The sequence below is a fragment of the Geodermatophilus normandii genome, from assembly GCF_003182485.1.
GTDB classification, from domain to species: Bacteria; Actinomycetota; Actinomycetes; order Mycobacteriales; family Geodermatophilaceae; genus Geodermatophilus; species Geodermatophilus normandii.
Map to the genome: position 1 here is coordinate 1,986,564 of NZ_QGTX01000001.1, position 16,015 is coordinate 2,002,578.

Genomic DNA, 16,015 nt, shown 5'->3' on the forward strand with positions numbered 1-16,015 from the left:
GCGACGCGCGTGTCGGCCCGGTTACCCGCGCGTGCGCCGGATGCGGAGCGTCACGCGGTGTGCACGACGTGGAAGGCCTCGGCGAGGCGCCCGTCGGGGAGGCCGAAGCGGCGGGCGGTCTGCGCCATCCACCCCGTGACGAAGGCCTCGAGGTCCTCGACGTGGCTCACCTGGGTCACGTGGCTCTTCAGCGCGGCGAACTTCAGCTCGACGACGTCGGTGACGTCGACGGCGTGGTCGGCCCGCGGGCTGGCGCCGAGCCACACCTCGTCCACCGTCCACGCCTCCAGGCCCTCGTCGGCCAGCAGCTCGGGGAAGGCGAACGGGTTGCGGGCGTCGGGGTAGACCGCGCGCAGGGTCGACTCGCCCACGGTCATGTGGTCGGGGTGGCTGGCCCCGACCCGCTCGTACCAGCGCTCCGGTGAGCTGGTCAGCACCCGCTGCGGCCGCACCTGCCGGATGACCCGGCTGATGTCCCGGCGCAGGTCCAGCGTCAGCTCCAGCCGCCCGTCGGGGTAGCCGAGGAAGCGCACGTCGGTGACGCCGACGGCGGCCGCCGCGGCGCGCTGCTCGTCGCGCCGCAGCGGGCCCATCCGCTCCCGCGGCGTCTCGTCGAAGCCGCCGGCGTCGCCGTCGGTGACGATGCAGTAGGTGACCTCGGTGCCGGCCGCCGTCCAGGTCGCCACCGTCCCGGCGCTGCCGAAGTCGACGTCGTCGGGGTGGGCGAGCACGCAGAGGACGCGCTCGACGTGCTCGGCGGGCTCGCGGGGCGCAGGGGCGGTCACCGGCGGAGCCTATGCGGACCCCCCGCCGGTCCCCAGCCCGGAGAGCTTGTCCGGGTTGAGCACGACGAGGACCTGGTGCACCAGCCCGTCGGCCACGCCGAGCGACATCGCGACGAAGGGCCCGGCGTCGGTCCAGGCCGCGACGCCGGGCACGCCGTTGACCTCGGCCAGCTCCAGCCGCAGCCCCGGTAGCGAAGCGCCCTCGCTGCCCACGGCGGCCAGGAAACGGGCCACCTTGTCCGCGCCGGTGATCGGACGCAGTGCCGCCTTGGTCCGCCCACCGCCGTCGGTGACCAGCACCGCGCCCGGCGCCAACGCTGCCAGCAGCGCGTCGAGGTCGCCGCCGACGCACGCCGCCAGGAAGCGCTCGGTCACCTCGCGGTGCGCCTGCCGGTCGGCGTCGAACCGCGGACGGCGCGCCGCCACGTGCTCCCGGGCGCGGTGCCCCAGCTGGCGGACGGCGGCCTCGGACCGCCCGAGCGCACGGGCCACCTCGGAGGCAGGCAGCCCGAACACCTCGCGCAGCACGAACACCGCCCGCTCGGCGGGGGAGAGGCTCTCCAGGACGACGAGCAGCGCCAGGGACACCTGCTCGCCGAGCACCGCCTCCTCGGCCGGGTCGGGCACACCGGCTCCCGCCGTGGTGAGCAGCGGCTCGGGCAGCCAGGGCCCGACGTAGCTCTCGCGGCGGGCGCGGGCGGAGGTCAGCCGGTCGAGTGCCAGCCGGGTGGTCGTCCGGACGAGCCAGGCGCGCGGGTCGGCGACGTCGTCGCGGTCGGCCGCCGACCACCGCAGCCAGGCCTCCTGCACGGCGTCCTCGGCGTCGGCGACGCTGCCCAGCATCTGGTAGGCGACGCCGAACAGCAGCCGCCGGTGCGCGTCGAAGACCGGCAGCAGGTCGGTCACGTGCGGAGCGGGAGCTCGCAGCGGTCGCGGAAGCCCTGGCTGGACAGACCCAGGGCACCGTTCGTGCGCGACCGCGCGTTCTCCACGGACACCATCATCGTGAGCTCGACCAGGGCGGCGTCGTCGAGGTCGCGCCGCAGGCCGGCGACCATCTCGTCGGTCACGCCCATCGGGGTGGTGCTCATCGCCTCGGCGTACTCGACCACCCGCCGCTCCAGCCCGGTGAGGGCGTCGCTGTCCCGCCACGAGGGGACGGCCCGCAGCTTCGCCGGGTCGATGCCCTGGTGCGCGGTGCCGGTCCAGTAGCCGAAGTCCACGCACCAGGAGCAGCCGACGGTCGCCGCCGCGGACATGACGGCGAGGTGCTTCAGCGTGGGGTCGAGCCGGTTCCACCTGCTGAGGGACCGCTCGTGGCGGAACTCGGTCAGGAGGACGCGGGGGTGGTGGCCCATCGCGGCGGCGGGGTCGAGCGTCGAGCCGTAGGTGCGGCGCGAGTACCAGTCGGCGACCCGGGTGAGCAGGGTGCGCGGCGGGTCGAGCGGGATGCGGGCGGCGCGGGTGGACGTCATGCCCCTGGAGACGACGCAGCCGCCCGCGGCGTGACATCCCGGCTCACAGGTGGCCGCGGCCCTGGCGCAGCAGCACCATCCCGAGCGCGGCGCCGTCGGGCCCCAGGGCGTCCTGGAAGCGGGCGATCACCTGCTGCTCCCGGGACAGCGACAGGCGGGTGCCGCCGGCGGTGCGGCGCAGCTCCCCGATCTCCTGGGACACGGCCAGCCGGCGTCGCACGAGGCGGATCAGCTCGGCGTCGCAGACGTCGATCTCCCCGCGCAGCTCGGCGATGCGCTCGTCGGCGGGGGTGCTGGTGGCGCTCATCTCGATCTCCTGGTCGGGACGGGAGCCTCCGTGCCCAGGAACGACAAACGCCCCGGGCTCTCGGGCCCGGGGCGTTCGTTGCGGCGGCTGCTCAGCCAGCGGCGACGGACACCGGGACCCGGTGCCCGTAGGAAAAGACGGAGCTGGTGAGCAGCACGGCGCAGAGTGTGCCACAGCACGCCGGGACCCCTCCACGGACGTCCCGGCGAGGGGCGGTCCTGTCGCTGCGCCGAACTACAGTGGTGTGTCTATGAGCAGCGTGCAGCAGGCCCTCCCTGGAACCGCCGCGCTCCAGCGTTCCGCTCCCGGCTCGGCCGGCCGGGAACTGGACCGCATGCTGGCCGGGCTCAACGGTCCCCAGCGTCAGGCCGTCGTCCACGAGGGCGGCCCGCTGCTCATCGTCGCCGGCGCCGGGTCGGGCAAGACCCGCGTGCTCGCCCACCGCATCGCCTACCTGCTCGGCGCCCGCGGGGTGCAGCCGGGCGAGGTCCTCGCGATCACCTTCACCAACAAGGCGGCCGGCGAGATGAAGGAGCGCGTCGCCCAGCTGGTCGGGCCGCGCGCCCGGGCCATGTGGGTGTCCACCTTCCACTCGATGTGCGTGCGCATCCTGCGCGCCGAGGCGTCGAAGCTGGGCCTGAAGTCGTCGTTCACCATCTACGACCAGGGCGACTCCGTGCGGCTGATGACGATGGTCGCCCGCGACCTCGACCTCGACGCCAAGCGCTACCCGGGCCGCAGCCTCGCGGCGCAGGTGTCGAACCTGAAGAACGAGCTCGTCGACGAGGAGTCGTTCAGCCCCCAGACGGCACCGGAGAAGGTGCTCAAGGAGGCCTACACGCTGTACCAGCGGCGGCTGCGCGAGGCGCACGCGCTGGACTTCGACGACCTGATCATGACGACGGTCAACCTGCTGCAGGCCTTCCCGGACGTCGCCGAGCACTACCGCCGCCGGTTCCGGCACGTGCTGGTCGACGAGTACCAGGACACCAACCACGCGCAGTACGTGCTGGTCCGCGAGCTGGTCGGCACGGGTGAGGGGCCCGTGCCCCCGGCCGAGCTGTGTGTCGTCGGCGACGCCGACCAGTCGATCTACGCCTTCCGCGGCGCCACGATCCGCAACATCGACGAGTTCGAGCGCGACTACCCGCAGGCCACCACGATCCTGCTGGAGCAGAACTACCGCTCCACGCAGCGGATCCTCAAGGCGGCCAACACCGTCATCGCGAAGAACACCGGCCGTCGTCCCAAGAACCTCTGGACCGATGCCGGCGACGGCGAGCTCATCGAGGGCTACGTCGCCGAGAACGAGCACGACGAGGCCGCCTGGGTCGCCGAGCAGATCGACGCGCTGGTCGACGAGGGCGAGGCCAGGCCCGCGGACATCGCGGTCTTCTACCGCACCAACAACGCCTCCCGTGTCTTCGAGGAGGTGTTCATCCGCGTCGGCATGCCCTACAAGGTCGTCGGCGGGGTGCGCTTCTACGAGCGCAAGGAGGTCCGCGACGCGCTGGCCTACCTCAGGGTGGTCGCCAACCCGACCGACGTCGTCAGCCTGCGCCGGGTGATCAACACGCCCAAGCGCGGCATCGGGGACAAGGCCGAGTCCTGCATCGAGCAGTTCGCCGACCGCGAGCGGATCGCCTTCGCCACCGCGCTGCGCCGCTGCCCGGAGATCACCACCCTGGCGCCGCGCTCGCTGAAGGCGCTGCAGGAGTTCGTGGCGCTGCTGGAGGAGTTCGAGCAGCTGGTCGAGACCGGCTCCGGCCCCGCCGCGCTGCTGGAGAGCATCCTCGACCGGACCGGCTACCTCGCCGAGCTCGAGGCCAGCACCGACCCGCAGGACGAGGGCCGCGTCGACAACCTCAACGAGCTCATCTCGGTGGCGGCCGAGTTCGAGGCCGCCAACCCCGGCGGCACGGTGACCGACTTCCTCGAGCAGGTCTCGCTGGTGGCCGATGCCGACCAGATCCCGGTGACCGGCGACGAGGCCGGCGTCGTCACGCTGATGACGCTGCACACCGCCAAGGGCCTGGAGTTCCCGGTCGTGTTCCTCACCGGCCTGGAGGACGGCGTCTTCCCGCACCTGCGCGCCCTGGGCGACCCACGGGAGCTGGAGGAGGAGCGGCGGCTGGCCTACGTCGGCATCACCCGCGCCCAGAAGCGGCTGTTCCTGTCCCGCGCCACGGTGCGCACCAGCTGGGGCCAGCCGGCCTACAACCCGCCCTCGCGGTTCCTCGACGAGCTGCCGTCGGACACCGTGCACTGGGCGCGCACGGACCCGACACCGGCGCCGAGCACCGGGTACGGCTCGGCGCAGTCGCGGGTGGCGGCCACCGGGCTGTCCACCGGCGGGCTGCGCGGCGGCGCGGGCAACCGGCCGGTCATCTCCGTCGAGGTCGGCGACCGGGTCAGCCACGACGCGTTCGGCCTCGGCACGGTGGTCGAGGTCAACGGCGCCGGCGACAAGGCCCAGGCGACGGTCGACTTCGGTTCCGGCGGCACCAAGCGCCTCGTCCTGCGCTACGCCCCGCTCGTCAAGCTCTGACCCGGGGCCGGGCCAGTGCCCGGCGCTCCCGGGGTCGTCCGCGACCCGCTGGAGTCCACCAGCGCGCGAGGAGCGCGAGGAACGCCTCGGTGGTGGCGGTCTCCGGTGCGCCGCGCCTCGGCCACCACGCCCCAGCCGTGTTTGCGGTCCTCCTGCGGTGCCGCACGGCCGCAGGAGCACGGCCGGTGCCGCAGGAGCCCAGCGGGCGCGGCAACGCGACGGGACGTCGGCTCAGACGGTGACGCCGTGGTCGGCGAGCCAGTCCTCGGGGTCGATCGGCCGGCCGGTCATGCCGCCGCGGTGGATCTCATAGTGCAGGTGCGGCCCGGTGGACTGTCCCTCGTTGCCGACCTTGGCGATCTCGTCGCCGGCGTGCACGATCTGCCCGGCCTCGACGTCGTAGTAGCGCATGTGCCCGTAGACGTGCACGTTGCCGTCGGCGTCCTGGACGTAGACGGCGTTGCCGAACCCGGAGGCGCGGCCGGCGCGCAGCACGACGCCGTCGGTGGCCGAGTAGATCGGCGTGCCGAGCGGGGCGGCCAGGTCGATGCCGTAGTGCATCGATCCCCAGCGCATGCAGAAGCAGGTGGTGAGGCGGCCCGTCGTCGGCAGGACGGTCTGCGGCTCGCGGGCGGCCCGGGAGGCGGCCAGCTCCGACAGCCGGACGGCGGCCTCGGCCTGGGTGATGCCCTGCCGGACGCCGGCCTCGTCCAGCTCGCCGGCCAGCCCGAGGTCGGCGGCACCGAGCCCGTAGTCGGCGGCGCTGACCGACGCGGCGGGGGCCGGGGTGCTGCCGGAGAGGGCGGGGACGCCGGCGAGGAGCGCCCCGGCGACGAGGGCGCCCAGCCAGAGCGGCCCGCGGCGGCCGGGGGGACGGCGGACGGTGCGGCGGGCGGTGGACTCCGCGGAGGCGTCGTCGGGGGACCCGCCGGCGGACTCCGCGGGGGGAGCGGCCGGCTCGTCGTCGTCCGCGGGGGAGTCCTCGGCGGCGGGGCGGGGGCCGGCACGGACGGGACCGCGGGCCGGCGGAGCGGCGGCAGTCCCGCGACTCCCAGCGGACCGGCGGAGATGCGGCCGGTCGCCTCGGGCTCGGCCGCTCGGCGGCCGGGGGCCGCGGGCTCGAGGAGCGAGGTCACGCCGACACCCTTCGTCCACGCGCCCGGGACGACCGCACGCAGCGGTCCGTCGGGGGAGCGACGGCGGTGGAGGCGCCCGGTGGACGCCCGCCGGTGGGTACCGGCGCCGTGATCGGACCGTAACGTTCCGTCAGGGCCGACCGTGGGAGGCGACGGTGCGTGTCGCCATGTCTCCTCCCGGTGAGGGGACGGTCAGGCGGCGGAGGCGAACGGTGCGGAGGCGGCGGGCCGCAGGCCGGCCAGCGTCGCGGCGACCTCGTCGACGACACCCCGGTGGAAGGGCAGCGACATGTGCCCCACGCCCCGCACGAGGACGTTGCGGGCCCGCAGGTCGGGGTGGTCGCAGCGGCCGAGCCGGGTGGGGACGACGAGCTGGTCGAGGTTGCTGTAGACGGCGGTCATGGGGGTCGACCAGTCCGGCGCGGGCTCGGCGAGCTCCTGCAGCACCGTCGACCCCGGCCGCAGCTGGCGCACCATCGGCGTCGGGAGCAGGTGGGCCAGCACCGAGCCGCCGTGCGGCGTGCCGAGGGTCACGAGCGACTCGACCCGCCGGCCGCCGCCCTGCCGCTGCACGTAGTACCGGGAGATCAGGCCGCCGAGACTGTGTCCGACCAGGTGGACGCGGTCGTGCCCGGTCTGGGCGCAGATGCGCTCGACGTGCTCGCCGAGGTCGCGGGCGCCCTCGGCGACGTCGCCGAGGAGGGGGCTGTAGTTCCAGGTGCAGACCTGCGCGAAGCCGCGCCGGCGCAGCCCGCGCCGCATGACGGTGAAGATCGACCGGTTGTCGATGAGCCCGTGGACCAGCAGGACGGGGATGCGGGCGGCGAGGGGGTCGGCGGCGAAGAGCGCGCGCACGCTCGGCGGCTGCTCGCCCGGCCGGCAGCGGGGGTCCAGCCGCAGGGGCTCCCTGCGGGCGCCGAGCGGGTAGAGCAGCGTGTGCGCGCCGACCCAGGCCAGCTCGGTGAGGCCGCCGGCGACGGCGCCGGGGGAGATCAGGGACCGCAGCGCCTCCCGTGGCGTTCCCGGGGAGAGCTCGTCGGTGTGCCACCCTGGACGGCACCCGGGGTCGCCGGTCGCGCGCATGGACGTCCTCCCCGTTCGACGGCCGCGGCGGTGTCCCGGGAGCCGGGGCCGTCGAGGCGGAGCGCTTGCGTGGCGCTCCGTTCACAGGACGGTAATGCCCTGGTGTGGCCACCGTCACACGGACGGTGCGGAGATCTCGACGAGATCGAGACCGGAACGCAACACATCCCGACGAAGGGGGGACCCGTGGCCGGCCGTGAGAGCTCAGCCCGCGACGACCGGATCCGCGACGACCGGCCCCGCGCCGCGGCGGGTGCTCGCCGGACGGCGACCTCCGGTGCCCGCAGGACCGGGTCGCCCCGGGCCGGTGACCGGCGGCCGGGTGCCGGTCCGACCGGTGACCGGCGGCCGGCACGCGGCGCGGCCGGCGGGGCCGTGCCGGCCCCCGGTGACGGCCTGGTCGTCGGGGACCCGCCCGGGACCGCCCGCGCCGTCGGCGTCCTGCTGGTGCTCGCCGGCCTCGCTGCGGCGGCCGGGCTCTTCCCGACCTACCTGGTCGTCGGCGGGCAGGAGCTCACCCTGGGGGGTGGCCCCGGTGGTGCGCTGGTCGGCCTCGTCGTCCCGCTGACCGCCGTCGCGGTGGGGGCGGGCCTGGCCGCCGGGCGGGTGCCCCGCCTCGGGCTGGCCTACGCCGGCGTCGGCGGCGCGCTGGCCCTCGGCTCGCTGCTCATCGAGGTCTACCGCGGCAGCAGCTCCACCGTCCGCCCGGGCGTCGAGGTGCTCGCCGGCGAGCGCGTGCTCACCAGCTCCGTCCAGACCGGCGCCGGCTGGTGGCTGCAGGTGGCCGCGCTGGCGCTGACCGTCGTCGCGGGGGCCCTCGCCGCGGCCTCCTGGAACCGCACGGTCATGGAGGACCGCGGCGCGCTGGACCCGGCCCGCCCCGGGCTGGCCGGCGCCGCCGTCGTGCTCGGCGTCCTCACCGTGCTGTGCCTCGCGCTCCCCGCCGCCGACGTCCCCGACCGGCTGGTCGACGACCCGTCCACCGGCCTGGAGGTCGTGGTCGAGCAGCAGGGCCCCCAGGCGCTGCTGGAGCGGCCGGGCCTGGCGCTGCTCGGCGGGCTGCTGCTGGCCGGCGCCGTGCTGCTCGGGTCGGTGCTGGCCCCCTCCCTGCGGCCGCGGCTGGCCGCCGTCGGGGGCTTCCTCGCCGTCGCGGTGACCGTGCTCGCCGCCGGGCTCGGCGGCCTGCGCGACGCCGTCGCCTCCGACGAGCTGGACTGGACCGTCCCCGGTGCCGGCCTGCTCGCCGCCGGCCTGGCCTACGGGCTGCTCACGCTGCTCGCCTGGCGGCTGCGCCGCACCCCCTCGTGACGGCGGCGGAGCGGCTGCGCGTCGTCGTCGCCGGGCCCGACGGCCAGGACGACCCGCGGGCGGTCGCCCTGGCCCGCGCGCTGCGCGACACCGGCGCCGAGGTGGTGCTGACCGGCGAGGTCGCCTCCGCCGGCCGGCTGGCGGCGACCGTCGTCCAGGAGGACGCCGACGCCGTCGGGCTGACCGGGGCGCCGCCGGACCTGCTCGCCGAGGTGCTCGACCGGCTCGCCGCCGCGGGCGTCGACGACGTCACCGCCTTCGTCCTGGGCGCCACCACCGGTCTCCCGGACGGCGTCCGCGGGTTCGCCGACGGCGTCACGCCCGACGACGTCGTCGCCGCGCTGCGCGAGGCCGCCGGGGGGCTGTGAGCCCGGGCACGGGCCCCGGTGCCGGTGCGGCGGCCGGACGGGGCGAGGTTTACGGTCCCTGTTCGTGGATCTCTTCGAGTACCAGGCGCGTGACCTGCTGGCCTCGCACGGCGTGCCCGTGCTCCCCGGCGGCGTGGCCGAGACACCCGACCAGGCCGAGGCGATCGCCCGCGAGATCGGGCAGACCGTCGTCGTCAAGGCGCAGGTCAAGACCGGTGGCCGCGGCAAGGCCGGCGGCGTCAAGCTCGCCGACAACCCGGAGGACGCCCGGGCGCGGGCCCAGGACATCCTCGGCCTCGACATCAAGGGCCACATCACCCACCGCGTGATGGTGGCCCAGGCCAGCGACATCGCCGAGGAGTACTACTTCTCCTACCTCCTCGACCGCTCCAACCGCACCTTCCTGGCGATGGCCAGCGTCGAGGGCGGCATGGAGATCGAGCAGCTCGCCGTCGAGCGCCCCGAGGCACTGGCCCGCATCCCGGTCGACGCCAGCCGGGGTGTCGACGAGGCCAAGGCCGCCGAGATCGTCGACGCCGCGGGCTTCGCCCCCGAGGTCCGCGACCAGGTGATCGCGATCGCCGTGCAGCTGTGGGAGGTCTTCAGCGAGGAGGACGCCACCCTCGTCGAGGTCAACCCGCTGGCCAAGGCGCCCGACGGCACCGTGCTCGCGCTCGACGCCAAGGTGACCCTCGACGAGAACGCCTCCTTCCGGCACGCCGGGCACGCGGCGCTCGAGGACACCGCCGCGGCCGACCCGCTCGAGGCGCGCGCCAAGGAGAAGGACCTCAACTACGTCAAGCTCGAGGGCGAGGTCGGGATCATCGGCAACGGTGCCGGCCTGGTCATGAGCACCCTCGACGTCGTCGCCTACGCGGGCGAGGAGTTCGGCGGGGTCAAGCCGGCCAACTTCCTCGACATCGGCGGCGGCGCCTCGGCCGAGGTCATGGCCAACGGGCTGGACATCATCCTGTCCGACCCGGCCGTGAAGAGCGTGTTCGTCAACGTCTTCGGCGGGATCACCGCCTGCGACGCCGTCGCCAACGGCATCGTCAGCGCCCTGGGCATCCTCGGTGACGAGGCCGCCAAGCCCCTGGTCGTCCGGCTCGACGGCAACAACGTCGAGGAGGGACGGCGCATCCTCGCCGAGGCGAACCACCCGCTGGTGACCGTGGTGGACACGATGGACGGCGCCGCCCGCCGGGCCGCCGAGCTCGCCGCCTGATCGCCCTCACCCCAGACAGGACCTGAAGAGATGTCGATCTTCCTCAACGAGAACAGCAAGGTCATCGTCCAGGGCATGACCGGCTCGGAGGGGCGCAAGCACACCCAGCGCATGCTCGCCTCCGGCACCGCGATCGTCGGCGGCGTGAACCCGAAGAAGGCCGGCGAGAGCGTCGACTTCGACGGCGCCAGCGTGCCGGTGTTCGGCAGCGTGTCCGAGGCCATGAAGGAGACCGGCGCCGACGTCAGCGTCATCTTCGTGCCGCCGGCCGGCGCCAAGGGCGCGGTCATCGAGGCCGTCGACGCCCAGATCGGCCTCGCCGTCGTCATCACCGAGGGCATCCCGGTGCACGACTCGACCTACTTCTGGGCGCACGCCCAGGGTGGCTCGACCCGCATCATCGGCCCGAACTGTCCCGGCCTGATCAGCCCCGGGCGCTCCAACGCGGGCATCATCCCGGCCAACATCACCAAGCAGGGCAGGATCGGCCTGGTCAGCAAGTCCGGCACGCTGACCTACCAGATGATGTACGAGCTCCGGGACATCGGCTTCTCCACCGCGATCGGCATCGGCGGCGACCCGGTCATCGGCACCACGCACATCGATGCCCTCCAGGCGTTCCAGGACGACCCGGAGACCGAGGCCATCGTGATGATCGGCGAGATCGGTGGCGACGCCGAGGAGCGCGCGGCGGACTTCGTCAAGGCCAGCGTCACCAAGCCGGTCGTCGGCTACGTGGCCGGCTTCACCGCGCCCGAGGGCAAGACGATGGGCCACGCCGGCGCCATCGTGTCCGGCTCGGCCGGCACCGCGCAGGCCAAGAAGGAGGCCCTCGAGGCCGCGGGGGTCAGGGTCGGCAAGACGCCGTCGGAGACCGCGCGCCTCATGCGGGAGATCGTCGGCGCGTAGGCCGGCGACGACGTCCTGCTGCCCCGGTCCCCGCCTGCGGGGGCCGGGGCAGCGGTGGTTGCGAGGCGGGTCACGATCTGGCCCGTGCTGGTGAGAGGCGTGCGTGGCGCGGTTGCAGCGCGCCACGGTGGGGGAGAGCATCCGCGACGCCGTACCTGTAGTGACGAGAGGTAGTCGAACGATGACGTCCAGTCAGCCGCCCCAGCAGCCCGGGGTCCCCGGGCAGCCGGGTCCGGGCGGTCAGCCGGGGTACGGGCAGCAGCCCCCCGCGTCTCCGCCGCCGTACGGCGCGCCGCAGGGCCAGCCGCCCCACGGCCAGCCGGCTCCCGGTCAGCAGCCCCACGGTGCGCAGCAGCCGTACGGCCAGCAGCCCCCCTACGGCCAGTCCTCCTCCGGCCAGCCCCCCTACGGCCAGCCCCCCTACGGCCAGCCGCCGTACGGCCAGCAGCCCCCCTACGGCCCGCCCCACGGCGGCCCGTCGCCGTTCGCGCAGGGCTCCCGCGGCTCCGGCGGCGCCGGGTTCGACCTCGAGCGGCTGAAGGTCGCCGACTACGTCGTCGCGGCCGGTGCGGTCGCCTACCTGGTCCTCGCGCTGCTGACCTGGATCGACTTCGACGAGATCTACTTCTCCGACGACTTCAACGTCAGCGGCTTCTCGTTCAGCGGCCTGGTCACGTTCAGCTTCATCCTGCTGCTGGCCGCGGCCGTCTGGGCGCTCCTCCCGGCGGTGACCGAGGTCCGGTTGGGCTTCCCGCGCAGCTGGATCACGGTGGGTCTCGCCGCCCTGGCCCTGCTGCTCACGCTGATCGCCTGGATCCAGACCTTCGAGTGGGAGTTCAGCCTCGTCGGCCTGCTCGCCCTCCTCGTGACCGCGGCCGTCACGGCGTTCGCCCTGCTGCGGCTGCTGCCGGAGATGCGGAGCGAGCCGGCCCTGCCCGGCGCCTTCGCCGGTGCCGCCCAGTGGGCCAACCAGCAGGCGCCGGACTTCGGTGCCCAGGGCGGGCACCCCGGCCGGTACGGGCAGCCCGGCCAGTCGACCGACCCGGGCCAGTACGGCCAGCCGGCCCAGTACGGACAGCCCGCCCCGTACGGGCAGGCCGTCGAGTACGGCCAGGCCGGTCAGTACGGGCAGCCGGGTCAGTTCGGGCAGGCACCCCAGGGCCACGCCGCCCAGGGCCACGCCGCCCAGGGCCACGCCGCCCAGGGCCACGCCGCCCAGAGCCCGGCCCCGCAGGGGTACGGGCAGCCGTACACCCCGTCCCCGGCGACCGACCCCGGTCAGCACCCGTCCGGTCAGCACGGTCAGCCCGGCGGTTCCACCGCCTCGGGGGCCGGCCAGCCCTGACCCCCGCCCCGCGAGGGGCACCCCGTCCCGACGAGGGCCTGCGGCACCCGCCGCCGGCCCTCGTCGGCGTCCGGGGCCGGACGCTCGCCGGGTCCCGGCGCGTGCGGCGGACAGAGGGCGGCCGCGCTTGCGAGAGTGGGGGCGTGGTCTCCCTGCTGGCGCGCCTCCCCCTGCCGGGACAGCGCGGCCCCGGTGCGGGGCGGCCCTGGTACCCGGCCGCCCTCACCGCCGCCGCCACCGCCGCGGTGACGCTGCTCGGGCTGGCCGGCCTGGGCCTGGCGGTCGTCGTGGTGGAGACGCTCGACCCGGCCGGCGGCCTCTCGGCCGGCGGCGCGGCGCGGGCCGGCGGGCAACTGTGGCTGCTCGCGAACGGCGGCGGCCTCGACCTCACCTCCGGGCCGCTGGTCCTCGCGCCGCTGCTGCTCACCCTCGCCGTCGCCTGGGGGCTGTCCCGGGCCGGTCGGGGGGTCGCGCGCCTCGTCGAGCCGGCCGGTGCCCGCGCGGCCGCGGTCGTCGTGGCGGCCGGGGTGTCGGTGCACACGCTCCTCGCCGTGCTGCTGGCGCTCGCCGTCGACGGGCCCGGTGCGCGCACCGACCTGCTCCGCTGTGCCGCCGGGGCCGCCGTCCTCGCCCTGGTCGCCGTGGGCTGGGGCGTGCTGCGGGAGACCGACCTGCCCGACGCCGTGCTCGACCGCCTCCCGGGACCGGTCCGCCCGCTGCTGCCCGCGGTGCTCGCCGGGCTGCTCACCGCGGTCGGGCTGGGCTGCGTGGTGGTCGCCGTCGCGGTCGCCTCCGACACCGCCGGGTACGCCGCCGTCGAGGACGCCCTCGGCGGCTCGGGCGCGGGGGCGCTCGGGCTGCTGGCCCTCGGGCCGTGCTGCTGCCCAACGCCGCCGCGGCGGCGCTGGGGGTGGCCGCCGGGCCGGGGTTCGCGATCGGTGCCGGCACCGTCGTCTCGGTGCACGGGATCAGCCTCGGGCCGGTCCCGGCCCTGCCGCTGCTGGCGGCGCTGCCCGACACCCAGGCGGTGCCGCTGCTGGCCTTCGTCTCGCAGGCGGTCCCGGTGCTGGCCGGCCTGGTGGCCGGGGCGGTCCTGGGCCGCCACCTGGGCGACGACGACGGCGGCTCGGTGGTCGCGGGCCTGTGGGGCGTGCTCGGCGGGCTGCTGCTCGGCGTGGCCGCGGGCGCCGTCGCCGCGATGGCCGGGGGTCCCTGGGCGACGGCGCGCTCGCCGACGTCGGCGCCCCTCCGGTGGCGACCGCCCTGTCGGTGGCGCTGCAGGCCGGCGTCGCCGGCGCGGTCGGGGCGGCCACCGCCCGCTGGCGGTCCCTCGGCTGACGCCGCGCGCCGCGTCGATAGGGTCGCGGTCGTGCCCGGCCCCGACTCCCCACCGCGGGCGCGGGTCGTCGTCCTGCTCTCGGGGACGGGGTCGCTGTGCGCGGCGCTGCTCGAGGCGGCCGACGAGCCGGGCTACCCCGCGCAGGTGGTCGCCGTCGGCGCGGACCGCGAGGCCCCGGCCTCCAGCACGCCCGCCGCCGGGGCCTTCCGACGTTCACCGTCGCGCTGCGCGACTTCCCCGACCGGGCCGCCTGGGACGCCGCGCTGGCCGGCGCGATCGCCGCGCACCGGCCCGACCTGGTGGTGTCCGCGGGGTTCATGAAGATCGTCGGTCCCGCCGTCCTGGCCCGCTACGAGGGCCGGCTGGTCAACACCCACCCCGCCCTGCTGCCGGCCTTCCCGGGCGCGCACGCCGTCCGCGACGCGCTGGCCGCGGGCGTGGACGTCACCGGCAGCACGGTGCACCTCGTCGACGCCGGCGTGGACACCGGGCCGGTGCTCGCCCAGCGGGAGGTGCCGGTGCTGCCCGGTGACGACGAGGACCGCCTGCACGAACGGATCAAGGCCGTGGAGCGCACGCTCCTGGTGGAGACGGTGGCGCGACTCGTCACCGGCACGACGGAGGAGAGCCCCCGATGAGCGACCGCACCCCGATCCGCCGCGCGCTGCTGGGTGTCTACGACAAGGCCGGGATCGAGGACCTCGCCCGCGGGCTGGCCGACGCCGGCGTCGAGCTGGTGAGCACCGGCGCGACGGCCCGGCGGATCGCCGACGCCGGCGTCGCGGTCACCCCGGTCGAGCAGGTCACCGGCTTCCCCGAGTGCCTCGACGGGCGGGTCAAGACCCTGCACCCGGCCGTGCACGCGGGGATCCTCGCCGACCGCCGCAGGCCCGAGCACGCCGCGCAGCTCGAGGACCTCGGCATCGCCGCCTTCGACCTGGTGGTGGTCAACCTCTACCCGTTCACCGAGACGGTGGCCTCGGGCGCGACGCCCGACGAGTGCGTCGAGCAGATCGACATCGGCGGCCCGGCGATGGTGCGCGCCGCGGCGAAGAACCACCCGTCGGTCGCCGTCGTCGTCGACCCGTCCCGCTACGCCGACGTGCTCGCCGCGGTCACCGCCGGCGGCTTCACCCTCGCCGAGCGGCAGCGGCTGGCGGCGGCCGCCTTCCGGCACACCGCGAGCTACGACATCGCCGTCGCCTCCTGGATGGGCAGCGTCCTCGCGCCCGACGAGGAGACGGTGTTCCCGTCCTGGGTCGGCGCGAGCTGGGAGCGGGCCGACGTCCTGCGCTACGGCGAGAACCCGCACCAGCAGGCGGCGCTCTACCGCGGCGGGCAGCGCGGGCTGGCGCACGCCGAGCAGCTGCACGGCAAGCAGATGTCCTACAACAACTACGTCGACACCGACGCCGCCTGGCGGGCCGCGCAGGACCACAACGACCCGTGCGTGGCGATCATCAAGCACGCCAACCCGTGCGGGATCGCCGTCGGCACCGACATCGCCGCCGCCCACCGCAAGGCGCACGCCTGCGACCCGGTCTCGGCCTTCGGCGGCGTGATCGCGGCCAACCGCGAGGTCGACCTCGCCATGGCCGAGCAGGTCGCCGGCGTCTTCACCGAGGTCGTCGTCGCGCCGTCGTTCACCGCCGACGCGGTCGAGGTGCTGACGGCGAAGAAGAACATCCGGCTGCTGCGCCTGCCCGAGGCCGCCCGGCCGTCGGTGGAGATGCGGCCGGTGAGCGGCGGGCTGCTGCTGCAGAGCGCCGATCGCATCGACGCCGCCGGTGACGACCCGACCACCTGGACGCTGGCCTGCGGGGAGCCGCTGGACGCCGCCGGCCTCGACGACCTGGTGTTCGCCTGGCGCAGCGTCCGCGCGGTGCGCAGCAACGCGATCCTGCTCGCGCACGACAAGGCGACCGTCGGTGTGGGGATGGGGCAGGTCAACCGGGTCGACGCCGCCCGCCTCGCCGTGACGCGGGCGGGGGAGCGGGCCGCGGGGTCGGTGGCCGCCTCCGACGCGTTCTTCCCCTTCGCCGACGGCCTGCAGGTGCTGCTCGACGCCGGCGTGCGGGCGGTGGTGCAGCCGGGCGGGTCGGTGCGCGACGAGGAGGTCGTCGCCGCGGCGCGCGCGGCCGGCGTCCCGCTGTACCTCACCGGGACCCGGCACTTCGCCCACTGAGT

15 protein-coding genes and 1 pseudogene are annotated in these 16,015 nt (G+C 75.5%); 10 read left to right on the top strand and 6 right to left on the bottom strand.

Features of this window, described 5'->3' with window-relative positions; translation table 11 throughout:
- Positions 1-50: 50 nt before the first annotated feature.
- The 4 genes from JD79_RS09890 to JD79_RS09905 are packed head-to-tail and all read right to left on the bottom strand — an operon-like array spanning position 51 to position 2,567.
- Positions 51-785 carry a PIG-L deacetylase family protein gene (locus JD79_RS09890; RefSeq protein ID WP_110005369.1) on the bottom strand — a complete coding sequence of 245 codons (735 nt, stop codon included), beginning with the start codon at positions 783-785 and terminating at the stop codon, positions 51-53.
- Positions 786-794: 9 nt separating this feature from the next.
- Positions 795-1,691 carry an RNA polymerase sigma-70 factor gene (locus tag JD79_RS09895; RefSeq protein ID WP_245899981.1) on the bottom strand — a complete coding sequence of 299 codons (897 nt, stop codon included), beginning with the start codon at positions 1,689-1,691 and terminating at the stop codon, positions 795-797.
- Entirely contained in the window at positions 1,688-2,260 is a 573-nt protein-coding gene (locus tag JD79_RS09900) for a carboxymuconolactone decarboxylase family protein (protein ID WP_110005370.1), read from the bottom strand. The genes JD79_RS09895 and JD79_RS09900 overlap by 4 nt, the downstream gene beginning before the upstream one ends.
- 43 nt (positions 2,261-2,303) lie before the next feature.
- A complete protein-coding gene (locus tag JD79_RS09905; RefSeq protein ID WP_110005371.1) occupies positions 2,304-2,567 on the bottom strand; it encodes a chorismate mutase in 264 nt (87 codons plus the stop codon).
- Positions 2,568-2,817: 250 nt separating this feature from the next.
- On the opposite strand from JD79_RS09905, the gene pcrA reads away from it, so the two are divergent.
- Positions 2,818-5,115, top strand: coding sequence for a DNA helicase PcrA (pcrA, locus tag JD79_RS09910; RefSeq protein WP_110005372.1), 2,298 nt, complete (start codon positions 2,818-2,820; stop codon positions 5,113-5,115).
- Positions 5,116-5,346: 231 nt separating this feature from the next.
- Here pcrA and JD79_RS09915 read toward each other — a convergent pair whose 3' ends face one another.
- Positions 5,347-6,270, bottom strand: a complete 924-nt coding sequence (locus tag JD79_RS09915; RefSeq protein ID WP_110005373.1) for a M23 family metallopeptidase — start codon at positions 6,268-6,270, stop codon at positions 5,347-5,349.
- A gap of 173 nt (positions 6,271-6,443) precedes the next feature.
- The gene (locus tag JD79_RS09920; protein ID WP_110005374.1) at positions 6,444-7,334 is read right to left on the bottom strand and encodes an esterase/lipase family protein; all 891 of its coding nucleotides are present in this window, start codon (positions 7,332-7,334) and stop codon (positions 6,444-6,446) included.
- Positions 7,335-7,709: 375 nt separating this feature from the next.
- On the opposite strand from JD79_RS09920, the gene JD79_RS09925 reads away from it, so the two are divergent.
- The 9 genes and pseudogenes from JD79_RS09925 to purH all read left to right on the top strand — a co-directional run bounded on the left by JD79_RS09925 (position 7,710) and on the right by purH (position 16,013).
- A complete protein-coding gene (locus tag JD79_RS09925) occupies positions 7,710-8,642 on the top strand; it encodes a hypothetical protein (RefSeq protein ID WP_245899982.1) in 933 nt (310 codons plus the stop codon).
- Positions 8,639-9,010, top strand: a complete 372-nt coding sequence (locus tag JD79_RS09930; RefSeq protein WP_110005375.1) for a cobalamin B12-binding domain-containing protein — start codon at positions 8,639-8,641, stop codon at positions 9,008-9,010. Before JD79_RS09925 ends, JD79_RS09930 begins: the two co-directional genes overlap by 4 nt.
- 64 nt (positions 9,011-9,074) lie before the next feature.
- Positions 9,075-10,235, top strand: coding sequence for an ADP-forming succinate--CoA ligase subunit beta (gene sucC / locus JD79_RS09935; RefSeq protein WP_110005376.1), 1,161 nt, complete (start codon positions 9,075-9,077; stop codon positions 10,233-10,235).
- Positions 10,236-10,265: 30 nt separating this feature from the next.
- A complete protein-coding gene (gene sucD, locus JD79_RS09940) occupies positions 10,266-11,144 on the top strand; it encodes a succinate--CoA ligase subunit alpha (protein WP_110005377.1) in 879 nt (292 codons plus the stop codon).
- 181 nt (positions 11,145-11,325) lie between these two features.
- On the top strand, positions 11,326-12,489 hold the full coding sequence (locus JD79_RS23025; RefSeq protein ID WP_110005378.1) for a hypothetical protein: 1,164 nt from the start codon (positions 11,326-11,328) through the stop codon (positions 12,487-12,489).
- A gap of 290 nt (positions 12,490-12,779) precedes the next feature.
- A pseudogene (locus JD79_RS24240) lies at positions 12,780-13,298 on the top strand (cell division protein PerM); the annotation flags it as partial.
- A gap of 65 nt (positions 13,299-13,363) precedes the next feature.
- Positions 13,364-14,149 carry a cell division protein PerM gene (locus JD79_RS24245; protein ID WP_281270293.1) on the top strand — a complete coding sequence of 262 codons (786 nt, stop codon included), beginning with the start codon at positions 13,364-13,366 and terminating at the stop codon, positions 14,147-14,149.
- A complete protein-coding gene (gene purN, locus JD79_RS09955; protein ID WP_245900328.1) occupies positions 14,053-14,466 on the top strand; it encodes a phosphoribosylglycinamide formyltransferase in 414 nt (137 codons plus the stop codon). The genes JD79_RS24245 and purN overlap by 97 nt, the downstream gene beginning before the upstream one ends.
- Positions 14,463-16,013, top strand: coding sequence for a bifunctional phosphoribosylaminoimidazolecarboxamide formyltransferase/IMP cyclohydrolase (gene purH / locus JD79_RS09960; protein ID WP_110005379.1), 1,551 nt, complete (start codon positions 14,463-14,465; stop codon positions 16,011-16,013). Before purN ends, purH begins: the two co-directional genes overlap by 4 nt.
- The last annotated feature ends 2 nt before the right edge of the window (positions 16,014-16,015 follow it).